This window comes from Enterobacter cloacae complex sp. P18RS, from assembly GCF_014982105.1.
Classification (GTDB): Bacteria; Pseudomonadota; Gammaproteobacteria; order Enterobacterales; family Enterobacteriaceae; genus Enterobacter; species Enterobacter hormaechei_C.
This window is the reverse complement of record NZ_JADCKV010000008.1, coordinates 1-25,013: the sequence shown is the minus strand read 5'-3', so window position 1 is coordinate 25,013 and position 25,013 is coordinate 1. Positions and strand designations below refer to the sequence as shown.

Genomic DNA, 25,013 nt, shown 5'->3' with positions numbered 1-25,013 from the left:
TAGAGACAAAAACGGCGTGCCACCCTGCGGCGGCACGCCGTTTGACCGAAATTAACGGGTTCCGTAGACCACGATAGTTTTACCGTGGGCAGAGATCAGGTTCTGGTCTTCCAGCATCTTCAGGATACGGCCCACTGTTTCACGGGAGCAGCCGACGATCTGACCGATTTCCTGACGGGTAATTTTAATTTGCATACCGTCAGGGTGGGTCATGGCGTCTGGCTGTTTCGCCAGGTTCAACAGCGTCTGCGCGATACGACCGGTCACGTCCAGGAAGGCGAGGTTACCCACCTTCTCAGAGGTCACTTGCAGACGGCGTGCCATCTGGGAAGAAAGACGCATCAGGATGTCAGGGTTGACCTGAATCAGCTGACGGAATTTCTTGTAAGAAATTTCAGCCACTTCACATGCTGTTTTTGCACGAACCCAGGCGCTACGTTCCTGGCCTTCTTCAAACAGGCCCAGTTCACCGATAAAATCGCCCTGGTTCAGATAAGAAAGGATCATCTCTTTCCCTTCTTCATCTTTGATCAGCACGGCCACCGAGCCTTTAACGATGTAATACAACGTTTCCGCTTTTTCACCCTGGTGAATCAGCGTGCTCTTTGATGGGTACTTATGAATGTGGCAATGAGACAAGAACCATTCGAGAGTCGGGTCTGTTTGCGGTTTGCCAAGCACCATGCGCTGTTATCCTCTGTTATAAGCTGTCACCAGAGTCATAAGATGCATCCGGACTCTGGGGTTGCAATCGAATTCTTACCCATACCTGGGAAGTCGGCTGTCGTAACGTTTCGCAGCCAGTAAAGTTTGATGTCCTCTGCATACATGTGTAACGTCAATGTATTACTGTAGCATCCAGAGTGTTTTAGCATAGCTTTCGCCGCGTGTCTCCTGGTGTCTCGCTTCAGCATGACGCAGGTCGCCTTCCGTTGCGAGAAATGTAACGTACACGTAATCTGTCATAAAAAATGCAACGTTGGAGTGAGTGAATATGCAAGCGCGTGTGAAATGGGTTGAAGGGTTAACGTTCCTGGGCGAGTCTGCTTCCGGGCACCAGGTTTTGATGGATGGCAACTCCGGCGATAAAGCGCCAAGCCCGATGGAAATGGTGCTGATGGCGGCGGGCGGATGCAGCGCGATCGACGTGGTGTCGATCCTGCAAAAAGGCCGTCATGACGTGACCGATTGTGAAGTGAAGCTGACGTCAGAACGTCGCGAAGAGGCGCCACGCCTGTTTACGCATATTAATCTGCACTTTATCGTCACCGGCAAAGAACTGAAGGACGCGGCGGTCTCGCGTGCGGTTGACCTGTCTGCGGAAAAATACTGCTCTGTGGCGTTAATGCTGGAGAAAGCGGTAAAAATCACCCATTCGTACGAAGTGATCGCGGCTTAATTTTTGGCGGGTGGCGCTTCGCTGACCCGCCCTACCAAAGCTACAACTGCACGAACGTAGGCCGGATAAGCGAAGCGCCATCCGGCAACAGGCGTCACGCGATCTGCTTTCCTTCCATCAGTCGCTGCACCAGCGGTGTCATGATCAGCTCCATTGCCAACCCCATTTTTCCCCCGGGCACCACTAACGTATTCATGTGCGAAATAAACGAACCCTGTAGCATCGCCAGCAGCCAGGGGTAATCAATGCCTTCCAGGTTGCGGAAGTGGATCACCACAAAGCTCTCGTCCAGGGAAGGGATGCTTTTTGCAGCGAACGGGTTGGAGGTGTCCACGGTGGGGACGCGCTGGAAGTTAATGTGGGTTCGGGAGAACTGCGGCGTCAGGAAGTTGATGTAATCTTCCATGGAGCGCACCACCGAGTCCATGACCGCCTCTCGCGAATGGCCGCGCTCGCTCATGTCACGCGTCAGCTTCTGGATCCACTCAAGGTTAACAATCGGCACCACCCCCACCAGCAAATCCACGTGGCGCGCCACATCGTGCTGAGGCGTCACCACGCCGCCGTGCAATCCTTCGTAAAACAGCACGTCAGTCGGTTCCGGCAGCGGCTGCCAGGGCGTGAACGTGCCGGGGACCTGGTTCCAGGGCACGGCTTCATCGTAGGTGTGGAGATACTTGCGGGACTGCCCGGTACCGCTTTGCCCGTATTCACGGAAGGTTTGCTCCAGCAGGCCGAAGTCATTCGCCTCCGGGCCGAAGTAGCTGATGTGTTTACCCAGATCGCGCGCCTTGCGGATGGCCATATCCATCTCCGGGCGCGTGTAGCGGTGAAAGCTGTCGCCTTCTACCTCTGCCGCCCGTAAGTTAAGCTGGGCGAAGATCTTGCGGAAGGCGAGGCTGGTGGTAGTGGTTCCCGCCCCACTCGAACCCGTAACGGCAATAACCGGATGTCTGGCAGACATAGCAACTCCCTGACTGGAAAAGTGTAAAGATCAGCCGTGAAACGCGTTGCGTGGCATGATATTGACCGTCTCATGCAGTTCGGACCATACCAGCACCACGTCGCCGCTTTTAAGCTGGCGCTTAACATCGTTGACCTTTTGTTCAAGCGAACGTTCATGTTCACCATAATCGGTGCCTTCGCGCAAGACAAAGCTTTCAATCAGATTATCGAGCGTGTCGGGAGAGAGATCCTGCCAGGGAATAATCATTATTTACCGTCCAGATAAGCCGTTAACCAGTCGGGAATACGCGTCTCAAGCCACATTTTTGGCCGACGCAGCGTGCCGCCGACAAAGCCGACGTGTCCCCCGAATTGGGTGAGCTGATACTCCACGTTGGCCGGCAGATGATCGGGCGCCGGAATCGAGTGGTGATCCATAAACGGATCATCTTTGGCGTGGATAATCAGCGTAGGTTTCGTGATTTGGTTCAGTAAAGGCATGGCGCTGCACTGACGGTAATAGTCAATCGCATCGGCAAAGCCGTGAATTTTCGAGGTGATCAAATCATCAAACTCGCGCAGGCGCTTCACGCGTTTGAGCTGTTGCAGCGTCACAGGCAGCGTATCCGGATAGGCCTTCAGCTTGCGCGCGGCGTTGGCTTTCAGCAGGTTGAGCAGGTAGCGCTGGTACACTCGCGAAAACCCCTTTTCCATATGATAGCTGCACTGCTCCAGCATAAAGGGCGCAGAGACGATCACCGCCGCATCCAGCGGTACGGCGTCGCTCTCCTTCGCCAGCAGGCAGGCCAGCATATTGCCGCCCAGGGAATACCCCACCGCTGCCGTTGGCGCCTCGCCGAAATTGTCTCTTAGCCAGCGCAGGAACCAGGTACCGTCCTCGGTTTCACCCGAGTGATAAATACGTTTCTGACGATTAGGCTCGCCGCTGCATCCGCGAAAATGCATCACTACCCCAAGCCAGCCGCGGGCTTTCGCCGCCTCAATGAGACCGTGTGCGTAAGGGCTGTGCAGGCTGCCTTCCAGACCGTGAAACACCACCAGACGGGGTTTATGTCTGGCCCGATCCGGATCTTCGCTCCAGGCGAGATCCAAAAAATCGCCGTCCGGCAAATCCAGCCGTTGCCAGTGCGGGGTGAACTGTACCTTGCGGCGGATCAGGCGCGGCAGCATGGTTTGCAGGTGAGGGTTAGCCACACCGCGCATGGGCACGAACTCTGCGCTCTCTTCGGCTGCAATGTCGAAGTCTGAGGGAATGATTTGGGTCATAAGGGCGATGCTGATTCTTGTCAGAAATTAACTATACCTTCCGAATTGTACCCCGTTTAGCCCGTTTTTCCGAAACATGAACTGATCCCGATCACAAATATTTACCTTGATTATTACTCTCAGGCTAATGATTTGGCTCTACGCTTAATTGATGCCTTTCTCACCAGAGCGCACACTTTACTCAACGTTAAGCAAATCAGAATGATGTGCTGAATCAGGAGGTTAATAATGTTATCTGGGCAAACACCCACCCGGCAATGGAACACCCGACGCAGTGAGAAAGCGCGTCGTCTGGCGTCCGTACCGGTGCAGGGCAAGGTACTGCCAACCGGCGATCTTGTCGCCATGCTGGAAAAACTGATCGCACCAGGCGACAAAGTCGTTCTGGAAGGCAACAACCAGAAGCAGGCGGATTTCCTTTCCCGTTCACTGGCGGAAGTGAACCCGCAAATCGTGCACGATCTGCATATGATCATGCCGAGCGTGGGCCGCAGCGAACATCTGGACATCTTTGAGAAAGGCATCGCCCGCAAGCTGGACTTCTCCTTCTCCGGTACGCAAAGCCTGCGAATCTCCCAACTGCTGGAGGATGGTCAGCTCGAAATCGGGGCGATTCACACCTACATCGAACTCTACTCACGTTTATACGTCGACCTATCGCCAAACGTGGCGCTGATTGCCGGTTTTAAAGCGGACCGCAAAGGCAACCTCTATACCGGGGCGAGTACCGAAGATACTCCGGCGCTGGTGGAAGCCGCCGCGTTCCACGACGGCATCGTCATCGCGCAGGTGAACGAGCTGGTGGACGACGAGTGCGACCTGCCGCGTGTGGATATTCCGGGCTCGTGGATTGATTTTGTGGTGGTTGCCGATAAGCCGTTCTTTATCGAACCGCTCTTCACCCGCGACCCGCGCCTGATCAAACAGGAACATATCCTGATGGCGATGATGGCGATTAAAGGCATCTACGCTGAACACCAGGTGCAGTCCCTGAACCACGGGATTGGCTTTAACACCGCAGCGATCGAGCTGCTGCTGCCAACCTACGGCGAACAGCTCGGACTCAAAGGCAAAATCTGTAAACACTGGACCCTGAACCCGCATCCAACGCTGATCCCGGCCATCGAAAGCGGCTGGGTGGAGAGCGTCCACTGCTTCGGCGGCGAGCTGGGAATGGAAGAGTACATCCGCGCCCGCCCGGACGTGTTCTTTACCGGTGCCGATGGCTCCATGCGTTCTAACCGCGCCTTCTGCCAGCTGGCTGGTCAGTACGCGGTCGATATGTTTATCGGCTCCACGCTACAGGTTGATGGTTACGCTAACTCCTCAACCGTGACCCGCGGCCGTCTTTCCGGCTTCGGCGGCGCGCCAAACATGGGCCACGATCCGCACGGTCGTCGCCACGCCACACCGGCCTGGCTGAACATGATCACCGAGCCTGACCCGATGCAGCGCGGTAAAAAGCTGGTTGTGCAGATGGTGGAAACCTTCCAGGCGGGCGTGAAGCCAACCTTCGTGGAAAAACTCGACGCCGTTGAGGTCGCGAAAGCCTCTGGTATGCCGCTGGCGCCGGTCATGATTTACGGCGATGACGTCACCCACGTGCTGACGGAAGAGGGGATTGCTTACCTCTACCGGGCGAAAGATCTGGAAGAGCGTCGCGCCATGGTCGCCGCCGTGGCGGGTATCACCGATATCGGTCTGAGCGTTGACGCCAAACGCGTGGCGGAACTGCGCCAGAGCGGCAAGGTTGTGTATCCGGAAGATATGGGCATTCGCCGCACCGATGCCACCCGTTCGCTGCTGGCGGCCGGTAGCGTCGCGGACCTGGTGGAATGGTCCGGCGGTCTTTACAACCCACCTGCGAAATTCCGGAGCTGGTAATGAAACTTCTGCCCCAGATCCAGGTTGAAGGCGGTGCCGAATGGCTGGCGCGAACCGCCACGCAGTGTCTGATTGACGAAGCACGTTTAAGCCCGAAGCCCGGTCTGGTGGACAGCCGGGGGAACGGCGCGCACCACGATTTATCGCTTGCGCTGATGGAGCGCTCCGCTCACAGCCTGACCCCCACGTTTCAGGCGCTGGCGCAGCAGAGCTGGCAGCGTCCGGCGGATATTGCCCTCAGGCAAACCGTTGGCCGCCTGGGTCGCGAAGGTGAACGGCAGATGATGGCCGCTACCGACGGCGTGAACACGCACCGTGGCGCGATCTGGGCGCTGGGATTGCTGGTGAGCGCGGTGGCGATGCTGGGCGGCGATGCCCGGGCGCAAACCGTCGCGAACACCGCCGCTCAGCTGGCGAAGCTGCCGGATGACGCGGCGCCGAAAGTGTTCAGCAAGGGGTTACGCGTTACGCACCGCTACCGTGTGCCGGGCGCGCGTGAAGAGGCTCAGCAGGCGTTTCCGCACATCATGCAGCGCGCGCTGCCGCAGCTTCGCCTCAGCCGTCTCAACGGCAGCAGCGAAACGCAGGCCAGACTCGACGCGCTGATGGCGATCATGACCTCGCTCACCGACACCTGCGTGCTGTCGCGCGCCGGCATGGAGGGGCTGGACGCCATGCAGAACGGCGCCCGTGCGGTGCTGAACGCCGGAGGATGCGCAACCCTCGCCGGGCAGCAGGCGCTGGCGCGGTTAGACCGTCAGATGCTGGCGCTTAACGCCTCGCCGGGCGGAGCCGCAGACCTGCTTGCCGCCACGCTGTTTCTTGACCGCGCCGAAACGCCCTATTCAAAGCATTAAGAGGATGTTATGGAAAAAATCACATTGACCGTGCCCGCCAGCCGCGAAGTAAGCGGCAGGGCGCTGGCAGGGGTCGTCGGTTCCGGGGATATGGAGGTGCTTTTCACCGCCGAACCGGGCCAGACCTTAACCATTGATATCACCACCTCCGTCGACAACAGCCGCGGGCGCTGGGAGGCATTGTTCAACCGCCTGCAAACCGTCAGCAGCCTGCCCGCCGGTAAGCTGACCATCCACGACTTCGGCGCGACGCCGGGCGTGGCACGCATTCGTATCGAACAGGTTTTTGAAGGGGTGAACCATGCGTGATGACAGCAGCTTTATCGAATTAAAAGCGCGCCAGCGTGCGCAGGCGCTGCTCGACGACGGCAGCTACCGCGAACTGCTGGATCCGTTTGAAGGCATTATCTCTCCGTGGCTTGGGCCACAGGGGATTGTTCCTCAGGCCGATGACGGCATGGTGGTCGCGAAAGGGACCATCAACGGCCAGCCTGCGGTGGTGGTGGCGATTGAAGGCACCTTCCAGGGCGGCAGCATGGGCGAAGTGTCCGGCGCCAAAATGGCGGCAGCGCTGGAGCTGGCGGCGGAAGATAACCGCAACGGCATTCCGACTCAGGCGGTGCTGTGCCTCGAAACCGGCGGCGTACGTTTGCAGGAAGCCAACCTCGGCCTGGCGGCGATTGCCGATATCCACGCCGCGATCGTTGACCTGCGTCGCTATACCCCGGTCGTCGGGATTGTCGCCGGGACCGTGGGCTGCTTCGGTGGGATGTCTATCGCCGCGGCGCTGTGCAGCTACCTGATTGTGACCCGCGAAGCGCGGCTCGGCCTCAACGGTCCGCAGGTTATCGAGCAGGAAGCGGGCATTGAAGAGTATGACTCCCGCGACCGTCCGTTTATCTGGAGCATGACCGGCGGCGAAGTACGCTTTGAAAGCGGGCTGGTGGACGCGCTGGTGGGCGACGGCGTGAACGCGGTGAAAGCCGCGATGAACGAAGCCATCGCCAAAGGCGTACCGGCGAAACATCGCACCGATAACTACGACGATTACCTGAACCGTCTGACGAATTTCGACACCCGCAAACAGGCCGATGCCGAACAGATTAAAGCGCTTTTTGCCCGGGAGGTGAAATGATGACTAACTCAATTAGCCGTGGCGAACTCTGGCTGGAAACTCTGGCCCCGAACGCGAAACGTCTGGAGGGGTTATGCCCGTCCGTGCAGGCCGCAGACGGCGAGCTAAACGGTGAAACGGTGCGTTTTGTCGCCGTGGTGCCGGACGCCAACAACCACTTCCCGCGCGCGGCGCAGGGTGAAGTCGGCCTGCTGGAAGGATGGACGCTGGCAAAAGTGGTCAGCGAAACCGTCGCCGCCGACGCAGATAAAGCCGTGAAGCGCCCGATTGTGGCGGTAATCGACGTCCCAAGCCAGGCCTATGGCCGTCGCGAAGAGGCGTTTGGTATCCACCAGGCGCTGGCCGGCGCCGCTGCCGCCTACGCTAATGCGCGGCTGGCGGGTCATCCGGTGATTGGTCTTATCGTCGGTAAGGCCATGTCCGGCGCGTTTCTGGCGCACGGCTACCAGGCTAACCGTCTGATTGCCTTCAACGATAAAGGCGTGCTGATCCATGCCATGGGCAAAGAGTCTGCGGCGCGCATTACGCTGCGTACCGTTGAGGCGCTGGAAAAACTGGCTGCAACCATTCCGCCAATGGCGTATGACATCAGCAACTACGCCACGCTGGGGCTGCTTTCCGACCTGCTGGATATCAGCAATCCGGATGCCCCTTCCGAAAGCGATCTGACGCGGGTGAAAACCACCCTGCAACAGGCCATCAGCGACGCTCGTCAGGACACCACGTTGAAAAACCGTCTGGGTGCTGACAACCGCCGCAGCTCGGCTCTCGTACGTGAACGTATGCGAGCCAGCTGGTAAGTAAAAAGAGACCTGCCAGATGCATCACCCCGTGGGCGCACCCGTTGCGTCCACGCGGGAACCTGCATCCTGAAAATAATAAACATCGCGCCAGTGCTTAAACTTTTTTACTACAGGTGATTTATGACTTACGTAATTGTTCATGCTCTTGCACCGATTTTCGTCATCATGCTGCTGGGATTCTGGGCCGGTAAGGCAAAGATGGTCGATAACAAAAATGTTTCCCTGCTGAATATCTTCGTGATGGATTTTGCACTCCCGGCCGCGCTGTTCAGCGCCACCGTGCAAACCCCGTGGACCGGCATCGTGGCGCAGTCGCCGCTGATCCTGGTGCTCACTCTGGCGATGTGGATCACCTATGCGGTCATCTACTTCCTCGCGACAAAAGTGTTTAAAAAATCCCCGCAGGATGCGGCCGTGCTGACGCTTACCGTCGCCCTGCCAAACTACGCGGCGCTTGGCCTGCCGATTCTGGGCAGTGTGCTGGGCGAAGGCTCTTCAACTTCATTGTCCGTGGCGGTCTCCATCGCCTGTGGTTCAGTGCTGATGACCCCGTTCTGCCTGCTGATTCTGGAGCGTGAGAAAGCGCGCGCCGAAGGCAATAACTCGGGTTCAACGCTTTCCATGCTGCCGGTGCTGATGTGGCGCTCCATTAAAAAACCGATCGTGATGGGCCCGCTGCTGGGTGTGATCCTGTCCGCTATCGGCATCAAAATGCCGGAGCTGGTGCTGGCGGCGATTAAACCGCTGGGACTGTCTGCGACCGCTGCGGCGCTGTTCCTGACCGGGGTGATCCTCTCCGCGCGTAAACTTCAGATCAACACCATGGTGATTACTTCCACTCTCGCCAAGCTGCTGATCCAGCCAGCGATCGCCTGGGGTATCGTTTTAATCTTCGGTCTGCACGGTTCCGTGGCGATCACCGCCATCCTGATGATTGCGCTGTCTGCGGGCTTCTTTGGCGTGGTGTTCGGTAACCGCTTTGGCGTGCAGTCGCCGGATGCTGAAGCCGTGCTGCTGTTAAGCTCCGTACTGTGTATCCTGTCGCTGCCGCTGTTTATCTCGCTGACTTCAGGAATGTAATCATGACCACAACATTACGCCCACACGACCTCATCTGGCTTAGCGCGCGCGACGCCCTGGAAGGGATTACTGAATCCTGGGTGGACGCGGCCTGGCATACCGGGCTACCGGTAGTGGTGCGGCGTGATGTTGATAATGAAGGCCGTATTCCCGTTGGCGTGCGCGGATTGCGCCGCGACCAGCGGGCGGCCGGATGGGTGAAGCCTGAGAACGTGTTGCGCGTGGTGTCGCCCGAAGATTTGAGCGTTGCCGCCGACCTGCTGCGTTCGCCGTTTATCACTCAGCCGCCGGTTCAGGTGGCGCTTCAGCTTGCGCAGCAGTCGTGGCCGTGGACGTGGGGGATAACCGGCAGTACGGGTTACGCGCTGGCGACCGGCATTCCGGTGATCCACGCCGACAGCGATCTCGATCTGCTCATCCGCGCCCCGCGTGCCGTTTCCCCTGAGGCGTTTACTGGCTGGCAGGCTCAGCTCAGCCGTGCGTTGTGCCGGGCGGATACGCAGGTGGACACGCCCGAGGGCGGATTCGCGCTGGCGGAATGGTTACGCGACGGCAAAACGCTGCTAAAAACGCAATGTGGACCGCGCCTGGTGGCGGATCCATGGCACAGGGAGGAGTAATGAAAATACTGTTTACCTTTCCGGGGCAGGGCACACAGCATGAAGGTATGCTGCAAAACCTGCCGGGAACGGAGCTGGAGCAGGCCCGTGCTGTGCTGGGGGCGGAAGTCGATACCCTGGACAGCGCATGCTCGTTAACCCACACCCGTGCGGTTCAGCTTTCGCTGTTGATTGCCGGCGTGGCGTGGGCGCGCGAGCTGGAACGTCGCGGCGTGTCGCCGGATATCGTCAGCGGGCTGTCCATTGGCGCTTATCCTGCGGCGGTTATCGCCGGTGCGCTGGACTTTATGGACGCGCTGAAGCTGGTGGCGTTGCGCGGCGATCTGATGGAGCAGGCATACCCGCACGGCTACGGCCTGACGGCGATTATGGGGTTGACCCTGCCCCAGGTGGAAAACCTGCTTGAGGGGACAGGAACCTATATTGCTAACCTGAACGCCGAAACGCAGATCGTGATTGCCGGAGCCGATGACGGCATGGCGCAGGTGGCGGAGCGCGCCCTGGCAAAAGGCGCGAGCAAGGCTAAGCGGCTGGCGGTGAGCGTACCGTCGCACTGTGAACTGCTGGCGGAACCGGCGCAGAAGCTGGTGGCAGCATTTAATTCGGTCACGCTTTCACGTCCGGGCTGTGCGTACCTGAGCGGCAGTACCGGACGCGTGCTCTGGCAGCCGGAGAAAATTGCCGACGATCTGGCGATGAATATGGCGCGAACCGTGCGCTGGCAGGAGGCGGTGATTTCCGCTAACGAGCGTGAAGCGCGGCTGGCGATTGAGATGCCGCCAGGGGGCATCCTGACCTGTCTGACGCGGCAGGCGGCGTGGGAAGGTGAATCCATTTCGCTGGAGCGCAGCGGGGTGGACGTGGCGGTGCATCTGGCGGGTCGGCTTCGTGCATGAGTTTTTAGCCCGGTGGCGCTACGCTTACCGGGCCTACAATTCGGGAGTAGGCCCGGTAAGGCGCAGCCGCCACCGGGCAATAACATCAGGCACTATCCTGCAAACTTCTGGCATACATCCGCCCTTCGGCGGCCAGCGCGCGCAGGCTCGGATCCTGCTCGCGGTTGCGGGCAAAGACAATCGCAATCAGCTGCTGCATCTGGTACGGCTGCGCCAGCTTCAGTAGCTGCACCGAATTTTCATACACTTTCTTCATCCTGCCCGGCATCAGCGTAAAGCCGACGCCCGCCTGCACCAGGCTGAGCATTGAGAAAATGTCGTTCACCCGGGTAACAATCTCTGGTTCAAACCCGGCGATATGGAACGCTTCCTGGAACCCGGCGTAGGTCGCAAAGCCTTCTGCAAGCGCGACAAATTTCTGATCTTTGTAATCGCGGAGATCCGCTGGCCCGTGGGTATTCAGCGTGGCAGAGGCCGGTGCGGCAAGGAAAATATCGTCATGGAACAGAGGAAGCACTTCGAGGCTGTTACGGTCGATATCGCTTTCGGAAATAGAGATTAAAATCGCATCCAGCGATCCCTCATCCAGCATATGGAGCAGGGTTTCGTTCGAGCCCATCGTCAGATCCATCTCCAGATCCGGACGGCGCAGCTTCATGCCCATTATCAGGCGCGGCACGGTTTCCAGCGTCAGCGAGTAGAGCGTGCCGACGCGCAACCGTCCCTGGCCGATACCGGCGATCTTGCGCGACTCTTCCAGCCCGCGCTCCATCACCTGCATCACCTCCTGACAATACTCCAGCAGCGTCCACGCGGAGGGGAGGGCAATCAGGTTACGCCCTTTGTGAGCAAAGAGCGGGCAGCGGACGTTCTCTTCGAGGGTATGCAGCGCGCGGTGCACGCTGACACCGCTCAGGCCGAGCGTTTCGGCGGTACGTGCGATATTGCCCTTCTCCATGAACGTCATGAAGATGCTGAGCTTACGGAATGTAATCTCGCTCGTGGTATCGAAGCCCATAACCCTCCCGGCGTGTTAGTCGGCTTGCAGCATCGCTTCCAGCTGTTCCTGCGCGTCCAGCCATGCCATTTCGCACTCTTCGAGGCTGGATTTGGTTTTCGCCTGAGTTTGCAGACAGTCCGTCAGCTCCGCTTTGCGGCTCTGATCGTACAGTTCGCTGTCGCCCAGCTTCTCTTCGACGGCAGCAAGCGTGGCGTTGAGCTTTTCCATCTCTTTTTCGAGACGGGCAATCTCTTTACGCAGCGGCTGCGTCTGGGTGCGCAGTTCCGCTTCACGGCGCTTCTGGTCTTTACGCGCCTGGGCGCTGTTGGCGTTGTCTTTCGCTGACTCTTCCGGCTGGTTTTCCTGCTTCTGCACGTCCGTCAGCCACTGCTGGTAATCTTCCAGATCGCCGTCGAACGGCTCCACTTTGCCACCGTGCACCAGGTAGAGATCGTCGGTGGTGGAGCGGATCAGGTGGCGGTCGTGCGATACGACAACCAGCGCCCCTTCGAACTCTATCAGCGCTTCGGTCAGCGCCTGACGCATGTCGAGATCGAGGTGGTTGGTCGGTTCATCAAGCAGCAGCAGGTTTGGACGCTGCCAGACGATCAGCGCCAGCACCAGACGGGCCTTTTCGCCGCCGGAGAAGCGCTCGGTGTTTTCAGTCACCTTATCGCCCTGGAAGCCAAAGCCGCCGAGGTAGTCGCGCAGCTTCTGCTCCATCTCCTGCGGCGCAAGGCGCGCCAGGTGCTGGATCGGCGATTCATCCGCGCGTAAAAATTCCAGCTGATGCTGGGCGAAGTAGCCAAGCTTGATGCCTTTCGCCAGGCCGATTTCGCCGCTGACCGGGTTAAGCTCGCCCGCCAGCAGCTTGATCAGCGTCGATTTACCGGCGCCGTTACGTCCCAGCAGACCAATGCGTGAACCTGGCACCAGGTTGAGCTTGATAGAGTCGAGGATAATGCGATCGCCATAGCCCGCGCTCACTTTTTCCATTTTCAGCAGCGGGTTCGGCAGGCTCTCCGGCTCGCGGAAGCTGAAGTGGAATGGGTTATCCACGTGCGCGGGAGCGATCATCTCCATGCGTTCCAGCATCTTGATGCGGCTCTGCGCCTGCTTGGCTTTTGACGCCTTGGCCTTGAAGCGATCCACAAAGCTTTGCAGGTGCGCCACGCGCTGCTGCTGGCTTTCATACATCGCCTGCTGCTGGGCAAGGCGCGTCGCGCGCTGGCGCTCGAAAGAGCTGTAGTTGCCGGTGTATTCGAACATGCTTTGCTGTTCGATATGAATGATTTTATCCACTACCGGATCGAGGAAGTCGCGGTCGTGAGAGATCAGAATCAGAGTGCCCTGATAGCTCTTGAGCCACTTCTCCAGCCAAATAACCGCATCAAGATCGAGGTGGTTGGTTGGTTCATCGAGCAGCAAAAGGTCGGAGCGGCAGATCAGCGCCTGGGCCAGGTTAAGGCGCATGCGCCAGCCGCCCGAGAAATCGCTCACCGGGCGTTCAAGCTGTTCGTTGCTGAAACCCAGACCGTGCAGCAGGCTGGAGGCTCGGGAGCGAATGGTCCAGGCATCGATGGCGTCCAGCTTGCCGTGGACGGTGGCGATGGCGTGGCCGTCGTTACGTTCGTTGGCGGCGTTGAGCTCCGCTTCGAGCTTGCGGTATTCACGATCGCCGTCGATAACATAGTCGAGCGCGGGTTCGCTCAGCGCGGGCGTCTCCTGGTTCACCCAGGCGAGCTGCCAGTTGCCCGGGAAGGTAAAGTTACCGCCATCCGCGCTTATCTCGTTTTTCAGCAGCGCCAGCAGGGTGGATTTACCGCAGCCGTTTTTGCCGACCAGCCCCACTTTCTGGCCCGGGTTGATGGTAGCAGTCGCGTTATCCAGCAGGACGCGCACGCCGCGACGAATTTGTAACGAGGAGAAAACAATCATAGAAGCGCCGTATGTTCCGACTATGTTAATTTGTCATTATGATAATGTAAGGTGTGGGCCATTTTCCCCACCGGGCCGCCATGGTAGCCCAAAACGACAACAATACACAAAAACAGAACCGGGAGGGGAGTGATGTCTCAGACAGCGAAAGTGCTGCTGCTGTATGCCCATCCGGAATCACAGGACTCGGTGGCGAACCGGGTGCTGCTTAAGCCGGCCACACAGCTCAGTAACGTAACGGTGCACGATCTCTACGCGCACTATCCTGATTTTTTTATCGATATTCCTTACGAGCAGGAACTGCTGCGTCAGCACGACGTGATTGTGTTCCAGCATCCGCTTTATACCTACAGCTGTCCGGCGTTGCTGAAAGAGTGGCTGGACCGCGTGCTGAGCCGGGGCTTCTCCAGCGGGGTGGGGGGCAACCAGCTGGCGGGAAAGTACTGGCGGAGTGTCATTACCACCGGTGAGCCGGAAAGCGCTTACCGTCACGACGGGCTGAACCGTTACCCCATGAGCGACATTCTGCGGCCGTTTGAGCTGACGGCGGCGATGTGCCGTATGCACTGGATGAGCCCGATTATTATCTACTGGGCACGGCGACAGGATCCGAAAGCACTGGCGAGCCATGCCAGGGCCTATGGCGAATGGCTGGCGTCACCGATTCCGGCGGGAGGACGCTAATGGACGGTTCGAATTTACTCCTTGCCGGGGTGCTGTTTCTGTTTGCCGCCGTCGTCGCGGTCCCGCTTGCTGCGCGTCTCGGCATTGGCGCGGTGCTGGGCTATTTGCTGGCAGGGATCGCCATTGGCCCCTGGGGGCTTGGATTTATCAGCGATGTGGATGAAATTCTCCACTTCTCCGAGCTGGGCGTGGTCTTCCTGATGTTTATCATCGGGCTGGAGCTGAACCCCGCCAAGCTGTGGCAACTGCGGCAATCTATTTTTGGCGTCGGGGCGGCGCAGGTGTTACTCAGCGCGGCCATTCTCGCGGGACTGCTGATGTTGACGCAGTTTTCCTGGCAGGCCGCGGTGATTGGCGGGATCGGTCTTGCGATGTCGTCGACGGCGATGGCGCTTCAGCTGATGCGCGACAAAGGGATGAACCGCAACGAGGCGGGGCAGTTGGGTTTTTCGGTGCTGCTGTTCCAGGATTTAGCGGTGATCCCGGCGCTGGCGCTGGTGCCGCTACTGGCGGGCTCCGGAGACGATCATTTCGACTGGATGAAGATCTCCATGAAGGTGCTGGCCTTCGCGGGGATGCTGATCGGCGGACGGTTTTTACTGCGTCCGGTATTCCGGTTTATTGCCGCATCCGGCGTGCGCGAGGTATTCACCGCCGCAACGCTGCTGCTGGTGCTTGGCTCAGCGCTGTTTATGGATGCGCTGGGGCTGTCGATGGCGCTTGGGACGTTTATCGCCGGGGTGCTGCTTGCGGAAAGCGAGTACCGCCACGAGCTGGAGACCGCCATCGATCCGTTTAAGGGGCTGCTGTTAGGGTTGTTCTTTATCTCGGTGGGTATGGCGCTTAATCTTGGCGTGCTCTATACCCATCTGCTGTGGGTTATTGCGAGTGTCGCCGTGCTGGTGGCGGTCAAAACGCTGGTGCTGTATCTCCTCGCGAGGATTTACGGGCTGCGCAGCTCGGAAAGAATGCAGTTTTCCAGCGTGTTAAGCCAGGGTGGAGAATTTGCGTTTGTGCTGTTTTCCACGGCGTCGTCTCAGAAGCTGTTCAAAGATGACCAGATGGCGCTGCTGCTGGTGACGGTTACGCTGTCGATGATGACCACGCCACTGCTGATGAAGCTGGTGGACAAACTGCTGTCGCGCCGCCTGAATCCCGCAGACGATGAAGACGAAGCGCCGTGGGTGGAAGATGATAAACCGCAGGTGATCGTCGTGGGCTTTGGTCGCTTCGGACAGGTGATTGGTCGCCTGTTGATGGCGAATAAAATGCGCATTACGGTGCTGGAGCGCGATATCAGCGCCGTCAACCTGATGCGCAAATATGGTTATAAGGTGTACTACGGCGATGCGACGCAGCTTGAGCTGTTGCGCTCGGCGGGGGCAGAGGCTGCGGAGTCCATCGTCATCACCTGCAACGATCCGGAAGACACGATGAAGCTGGTGGAGCTGTGCCAGCAGCATTTCCCGCATCTGCATATTCTGGCGCGTGCGCGTGGACGTGTGGAGGCTCACGAACTTTTGCAGGCGGGTGTGAAACACTTCTCCCGCGAAACCTTCTCCAGCGCGCTGGAGCTGGGACGCAAGGCGCTGGTTTCGCTGGGTATGCATCCTCACCAGGCGCAACGCGCCCAGATGCATTTCCGCCGGCTGGATATGCGAATGCTGCGTGAACTGATGCCCGTGCACAGCGACACGGCGCAGATCTCCCGCGTGCGGGAAGCGCGTCGCGAACTGGAGGAGATCTTCCAGCGTGAGATGCAACAGGAACGACGCCAGCTCGACGGCTGGGATGAATTTGAATAAAGGGTAACGAAAGATGGCTGTACGTAAACGCTTTATCGCGGGCGCAAAATGCCCATCCTGCCAGGCGCAAGATACGCTGGCCATGTGGCGTGAAAATAATATCGATATCGTTGAATGTGTTAAGTGCGGTCACCAGATGCGTGAGGCCGATAAAGAAGCCCGCGATCACGTTCGCAAAGAAGAGCAAGTGATCGGCATTTTTCATCCAGACTAGCGATATGCTCTGAGTTTTTTTAAGCTTAAGGGTACACGGGTGCAGATTTCCGCTACAATCTGCGCCAGCAATTTTCCCACGCTCAGGAGATATCATGAAAGTAGCAAAAGACCTGGTGGTCAGCCTGGCCTATCAGGTACGTACAGAAGACGGTGTGTTGGTTGATGAGTCTCCGGTGAGTGCGCCGCTGGACTACCTGCATGGTCACGGTTCCCTGATTTCCGGCCTGGAAACGGCGCTGGAAGGCCATGAAGTTGGCGACAAATTCGACGTTGCTGTAGGCGCGAACGACGCTTACGGTCAGTATGATGACAACCTGGTTCAGCGCGTTCCTAAAGACGTATTCATGGGCGTTGACGAGTTGCAGGTTGGCATGCGCTTCCTGGCGGAAACTGACCAGGGTCCGGTTCCGGTTGAAATCACTGAAGTTGAAGACGACCACGTTGTGGTTGACGGCAACCACATGCTGGCGGGTCAGAACCTGAAGTTCAACGTAGAAGTTGTTGCGATCCGTGAAGCGACCGAAGAAGAGCTGGCTCATGGCCACGTTCACGGTGCGCACGGTCACGACCATGACCACGATCACGGCCACGACGGCTGCTGCGGTGGTCACGGCCACGACCATGGTCATGACCACGGCCACGGTAAAGGTGGTTGCGGTAACGGCGGCTGCGGTTGCCACTGATTCCGTACTCCGGAAAATAAAAAAGCGGGATAATCCCGCTTTTTTTACGCCTCAATAATGAGGTGGTGGCGTCTCTTCTGACTGAGAGGCAATGTTTGACGGCTGCGTGGCCTTCAGCTTTTCCGTCAGCAGGCGCATGTGATCGCGCAGTTTTGCCATTTCAAGCTCATGGGCCGTCACGGTCTGGTTCAGTTCTTCGATGGTGATGTCCTGAAAAGCCAGGCGGCTTTCCAGCTCAGCCAGTCTCGCTTCGATCGTTGTATCCTTCATCATTCACCTCGTTTATCTCTCATTCGCCATAATGGACCAGCGGCGGCGAAGTTTAGCTGACTTTTTCCTTAAGTACAGTATCCATCTCCCTGACAAGAAACTTATTTAAACAAAAATAGTCTGAAAAGAAGCGACATTCGGGGGAGTCTGTCTGTAGATTTCTTCCACAACGTTTTATAGTACGTCACTCATTTACGTTTAACACTGGGGTGAGAGACCTCAGGTCCTGGAGATATGGATGAAATCACTGTTTAAAGTTACGCTGCTGGCGACCACTATGGCTGTAGCGCTCAATGCGCCGCTGTCTTTCGCTGCTGATACTGCTGCGAAGCCTGCTGCGACTACAGACAGCAAAGCGGCATTCAAAAATGACGACCAGAAATCCGCCTACGCACTTGGCGCGTCTCTGGGTCGTTACATGGAAAACTCTCTGAAAGAACAAGAGAAACTGGGCATCAAACTGGACAAAAACCAGCTGATCGCAGGGGTTCAGGATGCGTTCGCAGACAAGAGCAAACTGTCTGACCAGGAAATCGAGCAGACTCTGCAAGCGTTTGAAGCGCGCGTGAAAGGCGCCGCTCAGACCAAGATGGAAGCAGACGCTAAAGATAACGAAGCGAAAGGCAAAGCCTACCGCGACAAGTTCGCTAAAGAGAAAGGCGTTAAAACGTCTTCTACTGGCCTGATCTATAAAGTTGAGAAAGAAGGTACCGGCGACGCGCCTAAAGACAGCGACACCGTTGTGGTGAACTACAAAGGTACGCTGATCGACGGTAAAGAGTTCGATAACTCTTATACCCGCGGTGAGCCTCTCTCCTTCCGTCTGGATGGTGTGATCCCGGGCTGGACCGAAGGCCTGAAGAACATCAAGAAAGGCGGTAAAATCAAGCTGGTCATCCCACCGGTTCTGGCTTACGGCAAAACCGGCGTTCCGGGTATCCCGGCTAACTCCACGCTGGTATTTGATGTAGAACTGCTGGACATCAAACCGGCGCCGAAAGCGGATGCGAAAACAGACGCACCGGCTGACGACAAAGCCGCAGCAGCTAAGAAGTAATCCTGAAAAAAACCGCCGCCTTTACAGGCGGCGGTTTTTTTATTGCGGGGCAGATATAATTAACACTGGAAAGCGTTATACACGCTGTATTAATTTAGTTGTCCGTGTAGATAATGAGCCTGCCCTGAAAACCTAACGACAGGCTCCTGAAAAGGAGTGTTTTTTTCATGTCCAGGTCGCTTTTAACCAACGAAACCAGTGAACTTGATTTGCTGGATCAACGTCCATTTGACCAGACCGACTTCGATATTCTGAAATCCTACGAAGCGGTAGTGGACGGGTTAGCGATGCTCATTGGTTCCCACTGCGAAATCGTATTGCATTCCCTGCAAGATCTTAAGTGTTCCGCTATCCGCATTGCGAATGGTGAGCACACTGGCCGTAAAATTGGTTCGCCAATAACCGACCTTGCATTGCGTATGTTGCATGACATGACCGGCGCGGACAGCAGCGTCTCAAAATGCTATTTCACCCGCGCCAAAAGTGGCGTGCTGATGAAATCAGAAACGATCGCGATTCGAAATCGCGAACACCGGGTAATCGGTTTGCTGTGCATCAACATGAACCTTGATGTGCCATTCTCGCAAATCATGAGCACCTTCATCCCGCCCGAAACGCCGGACGTGGGCTCATCGGTGAACTTTGCTTCTTCGGTTGAGGATCTCGTGACCCAGACGCTGGAGTTCACCATTGAAGAGGTGAATGCCGATCGCAACGTATCCAACAACGCCAAGAATCGTCAGATCGTCCTGAACCTCTATGAGAAAGGGATTTTTGATATCAAAGATGCCATCAACCAGGTGGCCGATCGCCTGAATATCTCCAAACACACAGTTTACCTCTATATTCGCCAGTTCAAAAGCGGCGACTTCCTGGGACAAGACAAGTAATGCGTTTTGCGTTAATGGTGACGGGCCCGGCGTACGGTACCCAGCAGGCCAGCAGCGCGCTACAGTTTGCCCATGCGCTGCTTGATGCCGGTCATGAACTGGCAAGCGTCTTCTTTTATCGCGAAGGCGTATATAACGCGAACCAGTTTACGTCTCCGGCGAGCGATGAGTTTGACCTCGTGCGCGCCTGGCAAAAATTAAACGAAACGCAGGGCGTTGACCTGCATATCTGCGTCGCGGCGGCACTGCGTCGCGGCGTGACGGATGTGACCGAAGCCGAACGCCTTGGTCTGGCGGGGGCTAACCTGCAACCGGGCTTTTCGCTCAGCGGACTGGGTGCCCTGGCACAGGCGGCGTTGACCAGCGACAGAGTGGTGCAATTTTGATGAAGCGCGTAGCGTTTGTTTTTACTTCTGCGCCGCATGGCAGCGCTTCAGGCCGGGAAGGGCTGGATGCATTGCTCGCGACATCGGCTTTAACCGAAGATATCGGCGTCTTCTTTTTAGGCGATGGCGTATTCCAGCTTCTGGCAGGCCAACAACCGCAGGCCATTCTTGCGCGCGACTACATTGCGACCTTTAAAGTTCTGCCGCTCTATGACATTGAAACCTTCTATGTGTGCGCCGACTCGCTGGCCGCGCGTGGGTTAAACGAGAAAACACCGTTCGTGCTGGACGTGACGATCCTGACATCTGCTGCGCTGCGCGAACAACTCTCTCACTACAATACCGTTCTGACTTTCTGAGGCTGTCATGCTCCATACCCTGAGCCGTTCACCGTGGCAATGCGATATCGACACGTTACTGAGCATGCTGCGCGAAGGTGATGATCTGCTGCTGATTCAGGATGGCGTGCTTGCGGCGCTTGAAGGCAGCCGTTTTGTTGAAATCCTCGCTAATGCCCCCATAACAGTCTCTGCACTGAAAGAGGATCTGGATGCGCGGGGTCTTTCTGGTCAAATTTCAGCCAAAATTGACGTGGTTGGCTATACTGATTTCGTCAATCTTACTGTGACGCACGCCAGTCAAATGAACTGGTGATTTGAGATCGCTGTATATTTCTTGACACCTTTTCGACGTAGCCCTAAAATTTCGCGTCCTCATATTGTATGAGGTCGTTTTATTACGTGTTTACGAAGCAAAAGCTAAAACCAGGAGCTATTTAATGGCAACAGTTAACCAGCTGGTACGCAAACCACGTGCACGCAAAGTTGCAAAAAGCAACGTGCCTGCGCTGGAAGCCTGCCCGCAGAAACGTGGCGTATGTACTCGTGTATATACCACCACTCCTAAAAAACCAAACTCCGCACTGCGTAAAGTATGCCGTGTGCGTTTGACTAACGGTTTCGAAGTGACTTCCTACATCGGTGGTGAAGGTCACAACCTTCAGGAGCACTCCGTGATCCTGATCCGTGGCGGTCGTGTTAAAGACCTTCCGGGTGTTCGTTACCACACCGTTCGTGGTGCGCTGGACTGCTCAGGTGTTAAAGACCGTAAGCAGGCTCGCTCCAAGTACGGCGTGAAGCGTCCTAAGGCTTAATGGTTCTCCGTTAAGTAAGGCCAAACTGATTTATCTTAATGTCAAACTAAACTCGTAGAGTTTTGGACAATCCTGAATTAACAACGGAGTAATCCCATGCCACGTCGTCGCGTCATTGGTCAGCGTAAAATTCTTCCAGATCCGAAATTCGGATCAGAACTGCTGGCAAAATTTGTAAATATCCTGATGGTAGATGGTAAAAAATCTACCGCAGAAGCAATCGTATACAGCGCGCTGGAGACCCTGGCTCAGCGTTCTGGTAAAAATGAACTGGAAGCCTTCGAAGTCGCTCTCGACAACGTGCGCCCGACTGTAGAAGTTAAGTCTCGCCGCGTTGGTGGTTCTACTTATCAGGTTCCAGTTGAAGTTCGTCCGGTTCGTCGTAATGCTCTGGCAATGCGTTGGATCGTTGAAGCTGCTCGTAAACGCGGTGATAAATCCATGGCTCTGCGTCTGGCGAACGAACTTTCTGATGCTGCGGAAAACAAAGGTACCGCAGTTAAGAAACGTGAAGACGTTCACCGTATGGCAGAAGCCAACAAGGCGTTCGCACACTACCGTTGGTAATCCCTTCGGAGTCGTAGTCACCAGGCGGGCGCTTCAGAGAAGCCGCCCGCTCTGGGTAACTTAACTGAACGCCTAAAGATATAAACGAGGAATCAAATGGCTCGTACAACACCCATCGCACGCTACCGTAACATCGGTATCAGTGCGCACATCGACGCCGGTAAAACCACTACTACCGAACGTATTCTGTTCTACACCGGTGTAAACCATAAAATCGGTGAAGTTCATGACGGCGCAGCCACCATGGACTGGATGGAACAGGAGCAGGAGCGTGGTATTACTATCACCTCCGCAGCGACTACTGCATTCTGGTCAGGTATGGCTAAGCAGTACGAACCGCATCGCGTAAACATCATCGACACCCCAGGGCACGTTGACTTCACCATCGAAGTAGAACGTTCCATGCGTGTTCTTGACGGCGCGGTAATGGTTTATTGCGCAGTTGGTGGTGTTCAGCCACAGTCTGAAACCGTATGGCGTCAGGCAAACAAATATAAAGTTCCACGCATCGCGTTCGTTAACAAAATGGACCGTATGGGTGCTAACTTCCTGAAAGTTGTTGGCCAGATCAAAACCCGTCTGGGCGCGAACCCTGTTCCGCTTCAGCTGGCAATTGGTGCTGAAGAAGGTTTCACCGGCGTTATCGACCTGGTGAAAATGAAAGCCATCAACTGGAACGAAGCAGATGCGGGCGTTACCTTCGAATACGAAGATATCCCGGCAGAGATGCAGGACCTGGCTGACGAATGGCACCAGAACCTGATCGAATCCGCAGCAGAAGCTTCTGAAGAGCTGATGGAGAAATACCTGGGTGGTGAAGAACTGTCTGAGCAAGAGATCAAATCTGCTCTGCGTCAGCGCGTTCTGAACAACGAAATCATCCTGGTAACCTGTGGTTCTGCGTTCAAGAACAAAGGTGTTCAGGCGATGCTGGATGCGGTAGTTGACTACCTGCCATCCCCGGTTGACGTTCCTGCGATCAACGGCATCCTGGACGACGGTAAAGATACTCCGGCTGAGCGTCACGCAAGTGATGACGAGCCGTTCTCTGCACTGGCGTTCAAAATTGCTACCGACCCATTCGTGGGTAACCTGACCTTCTTCCGCGTTTACTCTGGTGTGGTTAACTCCGGTGACACCATCCTGAACTCCGTGAAAGCGGCGCGTGAACGTTTTGGCCGTATCGTACAGATGCACGCTAACAAACGTGAAGAGATCAAAGAAGTTCGTGCGGGCGACATCGCTGCTGCTATCGGTCTGAAAGACGTGACCACTGGTGACACCCTGTGTGACCCGGATCACCCGATCATTCTGGAGCGTATGGAATTCCCTGAGCCGGTAATCTCCATCGCAGTTGAACCAAAAACCAAAGCTGACCAGGAAAAAATGGGTCTGGCTCTGGGCCGTCTGGCGAAAGAAGACCCATCATTCCGCGTATGGACTGATGAAGAATCTAACCAGACCATCATCGCTGGTATGGGTGAACTGCACCTGGACATCATCGTTGACCGTATGAAGCGTGAATTCAACGTTGAAGCGAACGTGGGTAAACCTCAGGTTGCTTACCGCGAAGCGATTCGCGCGAAAGTTACCGACGTTGAAGGTAAACACGCTAAGCAGTCTGGTGGTCGCGGTCAGTACGGTCACGTTGTGATCGACATGTACCCACTGGAGCCGGGCTCTAACCCTAAAGGTTACGAGTTCATCAACGACATCAAAGGTGGTGTAATTCCTGGCGAATACATCCCTGCCGTTGATAAAGGCATCCAGGAGCAGCTGAAAGCTGGTCCTCTGGCTGGTTACCCGGTTGTAGACATGGGTGTTCGTCTGCACTTCGGTTCTTACCACGACGTTGACTCCTCTGAACTGGCGTTTAAACTGGCTGCGTCTATTGCCTTTAAAGAAGGCTTTAAGAAAGCAAAACCAGTTCTGCTTGAGCCGATCATGAAGGTTGAAGTAGAAACTCCTGAAGAGAACACCGGTGACGTTATCGGTGACTTGAGCCGTCGTCGCGGTATGCTGCGTGGTCAGGAATCCGAAGTAACTGGCGTTAAGATCCACGCTGAAGTTCCGCTGTCTGAAATGTTCGGATATGCGACTCAGCTGCGTTCTCTGACCAAAGGTCGTGCATCATACACTATGGAATTCCTGAAGTATGATGATGCGCCGAACAACGTTGCTCAGGCCGTTATCGAAGCCCGTGGTAAGTAATCCACAGGATTAAAACCTAAGTCCCGTGCTCTCTCCGAAGGGGAGAGCACTATAGTAAGGAATATAGCCGTGTCTAAAGAAAAATTTGAACGTACAAAACCGCACGTCAACGTTGGTACTATCGGCCACGTTGACCATGGTAAAACTACCCTGACTGCTGCAATCACCACCGTACTGGCTAAAACCTACGGCGGTGCTGCTCGTGCTTTCGACCAGATCGATAACGCACCAGAAGAAAAAGCTCGTGGTATCACCATCAACACCTCTCACGTTGAGTATGACACCCCGACTCGCCACTACGCACACGTAGACTGCCCAGGCCACGCCGACTATGTTAAAAACATGATCACCGGTGCTGCGCAGATGGACGGCGCGATCCTGGTTGTTGCTGCGACTGACGGCCCTATGCCTCAGACTCGTGAGCACATCCTGCTGGGTCGTCAGGTAGGCGTTCCTTTCATCATCGTGTTCCTGAACAAATGTGACATGGTTGATGACGAAGAGCTGCTGGAACTGGTAGAGATGGAAGTTCGTGAACTGCTGTCTCAGTACGATTTCCCAGGCGACGACACTCCAATCGTTCGTGGTTCCGCGCTGAAAGCGCTGGAAGGTGACGCAGAGTGGGAAGCGAAAATCATCGAACTGGCTGGCTACCTGGATTCTTACATCCCAGAACCAGAGCGTGCGATTGACAAGCCATTCCTGCTGCCAATCGAAGACGTATTCTCCATCTCCGGTCGTGGTACCGTTGTTACCGGTCGTGTAGAGCGCGGTATCATCAAAGTTGGTGAAGAAGTTGAAATCGTTGGTATCAAAGAGACTGCGAAGTCTACCTGTACTGGCGTTGAAATGTTCCGCAAACTGCTGGACGAAGGCCGTGCTGGTGAGAACGTTGGTGTTCTGCTGCGTGGTATCAAACGTGAAGAAATCGAACGTGGTCAGGTTCTGGCGAAGCCAGGCTCAATCAAGCCACACACCAAGTTCGAATCTGAAGTGTACATTCTGTCCAAAGACGAAGGCGGCCGTCATACTCCGTTCTTCAAAGGCTACCGTCCACAGTTCTACTTCCGTACAACTGACGTGACCGGTACCATCGAACTGCCAGAAGGCGTAGAGATGGTAATGCCAGGCGACAACATCAAGATGGTTGTGACGCTGATCCACCCAATCGCGATGGACGACGGTCTGCGTTTCGCAATCCGTGAAGGCGGCCGTACCGTTGGCGCGGGCGTTGTTGCTAAAGTTCT

At 56.3% G+C, this 25,013-nt stretch carries 29 protein-coding genes; 22 read left to right on the top strand and 7 right to left on the bottom strand.

What is annotated here, in order from left to right; translation table 11 throughout:
* Positions 1 to 51: 51 nt before the first annotated feature.
* Positions 52 to 684, bottom strand: a complete 633-nt coding sequence (crp, locus tag INF61_RS05720) for a cAMP-activated global transcriptional regulator CRP (RefSeq protein ID WP_000242758.1) — start codon at positions 682 to 684, stop codon at positions 52 to 54.
* A gap of 310 nt (positions 685 to 994) precedes the next feature.
* Between crp and INF61_RS05715 the strand changes: the two genes are divergently transcribed.
* Positions 995 to 1,399: an OsmC family protein gene (locus tag INF61_RS05715; protein ID WP_015571423.1), complete on the top strand. Its 405-nt coding sequence runs from the start codon at positions 995 to 997 to the stop codon at positions 1,397 to 1,399.
* Between the two features lie 94 nt (positions 1,400 to 1,493).
* On the opposite strand, the gene INF61_RS05710 is transcribed toward INF61_RS05715, so the two are convergent.
* The 3 genes from INF61_RS05710 to INF61_RS05700 are packed head-to-tail and all read right to left on the bottom strand — an operon-like array spanning position 1,494 to position 3,631.
* A complete protein-coding gene (locus tag INF61_RS05710; RefSeq protein ID WP_003861663.1) occupies positions 1,494 to 2,363 on the bottom strand; it encodes a phosphoribulokinase in 870 nt (289 codons plus the stop codon).
* Between the two features lie 30 nt (positions 2,364 to 2,393).
* Positions 2,394 to 2,612, bottom strand: a complete 219-nt coding sequence (locus INF61_RS05705; RefSeq protein WP_014171926.1) for a YheU family protein — start codon at positions 2,610 to 2,612, stop codon at positions 2,394 to 2,396.
* Positions 2,612 to 3,631, bottom strand: a complete 1,020-nt coding sequence (locus INF61_RS05700) for a hydrolase (RefSeq protein ID WP_017693875.1) — start codon at positions 3,629 to 3,631, stop codon at positions 2,612 to 2,614. The genes INF61_RS05705 and INF61_RS05700 overlap by 1 nt, the downstream gene beginning before the upstream one ends.
* A gap of 228 nt (positions 3,632 to 3,859) precedes the next feature.
* Between INF61_RS05700 and mdcA the strand changes: the two genes are divergently transcribed.
* The 8 genes from mdcA (at position 3,860) to mdcH (ending at position 10,906) form a co-directional block, all read left to right on the top strand.
* On the top strand, positions 3,860 to 5,515 hold the full coding sequence (gene mdcA, locus INF61_RS05695) for a malonate decarboxylase subunit alpha (RefSeq protein ID WP_193547609.1): 1,656 nt from the start codon (positions 3,860 to 3,862) through the stop codon (positions 5,513 to 5,515).
* Positions 5,515 to 6,372 (top strand): triphosphoribosyl-dephospho-CoA synthase, encoded by an 858-nt coding sequence (locus INF61_RS05690; protein WP_017384166.1) that lies wholly within the window; start codon positions 5,515 to 5,517, stop codon positions 6,370 to 6,372. Before mdcA ends, INF61_RS05690 begins: the two co-directional genes overlap by 1 nt.
* Before the next feature lie 9 nt (positions 6,373 to 6,381).
* Complete coding sequence (gene mdcC / locus INF61_RS05685; RefSeq protein ID WP_000411786.1) at positions 6,382 to 6,681, top strand: malonate decarboxylase acyl carrier protein; 300 nt, start codon at positions 6,382 to 6,384, stop codon at positions 6,679 to 6,681.
* A complete protein-coding gene (locus INF61_RS05680) occupies positions 6,674 to 7,507 on the top strand; it encodes a biotin-independent malonate decarboxylase subunit beta (RefSeq protein WP_017384167.1) in 834 nt (277 codons plus the stop codon). Before mdcC ends, INF61_RS05680 begins: the two co-directional genes overlap by 8 nt.
* Positions 7,507 to 8,307: a biotin-independent malonate decarboxylase subunit gamma gene (gene mdcE / locus INF61_RS05675; RefSeq protein WP_003861675.1), complete on the top strand. Its 801-nt coding sequence runs from the start codon at positions 7,507 to 7,509 to the stop codon at positions 8,305 to 8,307. Before INF61_RS05680 ends, mdcE begins: the two co-directional genes overlap by 1 nt.
* Before the next feature lie 123 nt (positions 8,308 to 8,430).
* Positions 8,431 to 9,390, top strand: coding sequence for an AEC family transporter (locus INF61_RS05670; RefSeq protein WP_047726234.1), 960 nt, complete (start codon positions 8,431 to 8,433; stop codon positions 9,388 to 9,390).
* Positions 9,391 to 9,392: 2 nt separating this feature from the next.
* The gene (locus INF61_RS05665) at positions 9,393 to 10,010 is read left to right on the top strand and encodes a malonate decarboxylase holo-ACP synthase (RefSeq protein ID WP_193547608.1); all 618 of its coding nucleotides are present in this window, start codon (positions 9,393 to 9,395) and stop codon (positions 10,008 to 10,010) included.
* Positions 10,010 to 10,906: a malonate decarboxylase subunit epsilon gene (gene mdcH, locus INF61_RS05660; RefSeq protein WP_023295524.1), complete on the top strand. Its 897-nt coding sequence runs from the start codon at positions 10,010 to 10,012 to the stop codon at positions 10,904 to 10,906. The genes INF61_RS05665 and mdcH overlap by 1 nt, the downstream gene beginning before the upstream one ends.
* Before the next feature lie 85 nt (positions 10,907 to 10,991).
* Here the strand turns inward: mdcH and INF61_RS05655 are convergent, their stop codons facing one another.
* Entirely contained in the window at positions 10,992 to 11,924 is a 933-nt protein-coding gene (locus tag INF61_RS05655) for a LysR substrate-binding domain-containing protein (RefSeq protein ID WP_033488045.1), read from the bottom strand.
* Between the two features lie 15 nt (positions 11,925 to 11,939).
* Positions 11,940 to 13,844 carry an ABC transporter ATP-binding protein gene (locus INF61_RS05650; protein ID WP_017693878.1) on the bottom strand — a complete coding sequence of 635 codons (1,905 nt, stop codon included), beginning with the start codon at positions 13,842 to 13,844 and terminating at the stop codon, positions 11,940 to 11,942.
* 132 nt (positions 13,845 to 13,976) lie between these two features.
* Here INF61_RS05650 and kefG point away from each other — a divergent pair, with 132 nt between their 5' ends.
* The 4 genes from kefG (at position 13,977) to slyD (ending at position 17,232) form a co-directional block, all read left to right on the top strand.
* A complete protein-coding gene (kefG, locus tag INF61_RS05645) occupies positions 13,977 to 14,528 on the top strand; it encodes a glutathione-regulated potassium-efflux system ancillary protein KefG (RefSeq protein WP_003861686.1) in 552 nt (183 codons plus the stop codon).
* Positions 14,528 to 16,333 carry a glutathione-regulated potassium-efflux system protein KefB gene (gene kefB / locus INF61_RS05640; RefSeq protein WP_032103994.1) on the top strand — a complete coding sequence of 602 codons (1,806 nt, stop codon included), beginning with the start codon at positions 14,528 to 14,530 and terminating at the stop codon, positions 16,331 to 16,333. The genes kefG and kefB overlap by 1 nt, the downstream gene beginning before the upstream one ends.
* A gap of 13 nt (positions 16,334 to 16,346) precedes the next feature.
* Positions 16,347 to 16,547 (top strand): YheV family putative zinc ribbon protein, encoded by a 201-nt coding sequence (locus tag INF61_RS05635; RefSeq protein ID WP_003861689.1) that lies wholly within the window; start codon positions 16,347 to 16,349, stop codon positions 16,545 to 16,547.
* A 94-nt stretch (positions 16,548 to 16,641) separates the two neighbouring features.
* Positions 16,642 to 17,232, top strand: coding sequence for a peptidylprolyl isomerase (slyD, locus tag INF61_RS05630; protein ID WP_003861691.1), 591 nt, complete (start codon positions 16,642 to 16,644; stop codon positions 17,230 to 17,232).
* Between the two features lie 51 nt (positions 17,233 to 17,283).
* Here slyD and INF61_RS05625 read toward each other — a convergent pair whose 3' ends face one another.
* A complete protein-coding gene (locus INF61_RS05625; RefSeq protein ID WP_003861693.1) occupies positions 17,284 to 17,502 on the bottom strand; it encodes a protein SlyX in 219 nt (72 codons plus the stop codon).
* Between the two features lie 238 nt (positions 17,503 to 17,740).
* Between INF61_RS05625 and fkpA the strand changes: the two genes are divergently transcribed.
* The 9 genes from fkpA to tuf form a co-directional block, all read left to right on the top strand.
* Positions 17,741 to 18,559, top strand: a complete 819-nt coding sequence (gene fkpA, locus INF61_RS05620; protein ID WP_193547607.1) for an FKBP-type peptidyl-prolyl cis-trans isomerase — start codon at positions 17,741 to 17,743, stop codon at positions 18,557 to 18,559.
* A gap of 167 nt (positions 18,560 to 18,726) precedes the next feature.
* Complete coding sequence (locus tag INF61_RS05615) at positions 18,727 to 19,449, top strand: transcriptional regulator (protein ID WP_003861697.1); 723 nt, start codon at positions 18,727 to 18,729, stop codon at positions 19,447 to 19,449.
* Positions 19,449 to 19,835: a sulfurtransferase complex subunit TusD gene (tusD, locus tag INF61_RS05610; protein WP_193547606.1), complete on the top strand. Its 387-nt coding sequence runs from the start codon at positions 19,449 to 19,451 to the stop codon at positions 19,833 to 19,835. Before INF61_RS05615 ends, tusD begins: the two co-directional genes overlap by 1 nt.
* Complete coding sequence (gene tusC, locus INF61_RS05605) at positions 19,835 to 20,194, top strand: sulfurtransferase complex subunit TusC (RefSeq protein WP_032649699.1); 360 nt, start codon at positions 19,835 to 19,837, stop codon at positions 20,192 to 20,194. The genes tusD and tusC overlap by 1 nt, the downstream gene beginning before the upstream one ends.
* A 7-nt stretch (positions 20,195 to 20,201) precedes the next feature.
* The gene (gene tusB, locus INF61_RS05600; protein ID WP_015571409.1) at positions 20,202 to 20,489 is read left to right on the top strand and encodes a sulfurtransferase complex subunit TusB; all 288 of its coding nucleotides are present in this window, start codon (positions 20,202 to 20,204) and stop codon (positions 20,487 to 20,489) included.
* 124 nt (positions 20,490 to 20,613) lie between these two features.
* On the top strand, positions 20,614 to 20,988 hold the full coding sequence (gene rpsL / locus INF61_RS05595; protein ID WP_000246815.1) for a 30S ribosomal protein S12: 375 nt from the start codon (positions 20,614 to 20,616) through the stop codon (positions 20,986 to 20,988).
* 96 nt (positions 20,989 to 21,084) lie between these two features.
* On the top strand, positions 21,085 to 21,555 hold the full coding sequence (rpsG, locus tag INF61_RS05590) for a 30S ribosomal protein S7 (protein ID WP_003861706.1): 471 nt from the start codon (positions 21,085 to 21,087) through the stop codon (positions 21,553 to 21,555).
* Positions 21,556 to 21,651: 96 nt separating this feature from the next.
* Positions 21,652 to 23,766, top strand: coding sequence for an elongation factor G (gene fusA / locus INF61_RS05585; RefSeq protein ID WP_006812195.1), 2,115 nt, complete (start codon positions 21,652 to 21,654; stop codon positions 23,764 to 23,766).
* A 69-nt stretch (positions 23,767 to 23,835) separates the two neighbouring features.
* A partial coding sequence (gene tuf / locus INF61_RS05580) for an elongation factor Tu (protein WP_063928321.1) occupies positions 23,836 to 25,013 on the top strand: 1,178 nt, incomplete at its 3' end.

Bases quoted from the DNA above. Each gene is read 5' to 3' on its own strand.
- crp (WP_000242758.1), bottom strand. From the start codon at position 684: ATGGTGCTTGGCAAACCGCAAACAGACCCGACTCTCGAATGGTTCTTG.
- INF61_RS05715 (WP_015571423.1), top strand. From the start codon at position 995: ATGCAAGCGCGTGTGAAATGGGTTGAAGGGTTAACGTTCCTGGGCGAG.
- INF61_RS05710 (WP_003861663.1), bottom strand. From the start codon at position 2,363: ATGTCTGCCAGACATCCGGTTATTGCCGTTACGGGTTCGAGTGGGGCG.
- INF61_RS05705 (WP_014171926.1), bottom strand. From the start codon at position 2,612: ATGATTATTCCCTGGCAGGATCTCTCTCCCGACACGCTCGATAATCTG.
- INF61_RS05700 (WP_017693875.1), bottom strand. From the start codon at position 3,631: ATGACCCAAATCATTCCCTCAGACTTCGACATTGCAGCCGAAGAGAGC.
- mdcA (WP_193547609.1), top strand. From the start codon at position 3,860: ATGTTATCTGGGCAAACACCCACCCGGCAATGGAACACCCGACGCAGT.
- INF61_RS05690 (WP_017384166.1), top strand. From the start codon at position 5,515: ATGAAACTTCTGCCCCAGATCCAGGTTGAAGGCGGTGCCGAATGGCTG.
- mdcC (WP_000411786.1), top strand. From the start codon at position 6,382: ATGGAAAAAATCACATTGACCGTGCCCGCCAGCCGCGAAGTAAGCGGC.
- INF61_RS05680 (WP_017384167.1), top strand. From the start codon at position 6,674: ATGCGTGATGACAGCAGCTTTATCGAATTAAAAGCGCGCCAGCGTGCG.
- mdcE (WP_003861675.1), top strand. From the start codon at position 7,507: ATGACTAACTCAATTAGCCGTGGCGAACTCTGGCTGGAAACTCTGGCC.
- INF61_RS05670 (WP_047726234.1), top strand. From the start codon at position 8,431: ATGACTTACGTAATTGTTCATGCTCTTGCACCGATTTTCGTCATCATG.
- INF61_RS05665 (WP_193547608.1), top strand. From the start codon at position 9,393: ATGACCACAACATTACGCCCACACGACCTCATCTGGCTTAGCGCGCGC.
- mdcH (WP_023295524.1), top strand. From the start codon at position 10,010: ATGAAAATACTGTTTACCTTTCCGGGGCAGGGCACACAGCATGAAGGT.
- INF61_RS05655 (WP_033488045.1), bottom strand. From the start codon at position 11,924: ATGGGCTTCGATACCACGAGCGAGATTACATTCCGTAAGCTCAGCATC.
- INF61_RS05650 (WP_017693878.1), bottom strand. From the start codon at position 13,844: ATGATTGTTTTCTCCTCGTTACAAATTCGTCGCGGCGTGCGCGTCCTG.
- kefG (WP_003861686.1), top strand. From the start codon at position 13,977: ATGTCTCAGACAGCGAAAGTGCTGCTGCTGTATGCCCATCCGGAATCA.
- kefB (WP_032103994.1), top strand. From the start codon at position 14,528: ATGGACGGTTCGAATTTACTCCTTGCCGGGGTGCTGTTTCTGTTTGCC.
- INF61_RS05635 (WP_003861689.1), top strand. From the start codon at position 16,347: ATGGCTGTACGTAAACGCTTTATCGCGGGCGCAAAATGCCCATCCTGC.
- slyD (WP_003861691.1), top strand. From the start codon at position 16,642: ATGAAAGTAGCAAAAGACCTGGTGGTCAGCCTGGCCTATCAGGTACGT.
- INF61_RS05625 (WP_003861693.1), bottom strand. From the start codon at position 17,502: ATGAAGGATACAACGATCGAAGCGAGACTGGCTGAGCTGGAAAGCCGC.
- fkpA (WP_193547607.1), top strand. From the start codon at position 17,741: ATGAAATCACTGTTTAAAGTTACGCTGCTGGCGACCACTATGGCTGTA.
- INF61_RS05615 (WP_003861697.1), top strand. From the start codon at position 18,727: ATGTCCAGGTCGCTTTTAACCAACGAAACCAGTGAACTTGATTTGCTG.
- tusD (WP_193547606.1), top strand. From the start codon at position 19,449: ATGCGTTTTGCGTTAATGGTGACGGGCCCGGCGTACGGTACCCAGCAG.
- tusC (WP_032649699.1), top strand. From the start codon at position 19,835: ATGAAGCGCGTAGCGTTTGTTTTTACTTCTGCGCCGCATGGCAGCGCT.
- tusB (WP_015571409.1), top strand. From the start codon at position 20,202: ATGCTCCATACCCTGAGCCGTTCACCGTGGCAATGCGATATCGACACG.
- rpsL (WP_000246815.1), top strand. From the start codon at position 20,614: ATGGCAACAGTTAACCAGCTGGTACGCAAACCACGTGCACGCAAAGTT.
- rpsG (WP_003861706.1), top strand. From the start codon at position 21,085: ATGCCACGTCGTCGCGTCATTGGTCAGCGTAAAATTCTTCCAGATCCG.
- fusA (WP_006812195.1), top strand. From the start codon at position 21,652: ATGGCTCGTACAACACCCATCGCACGCTACCGTAACATCGGTATCAGT.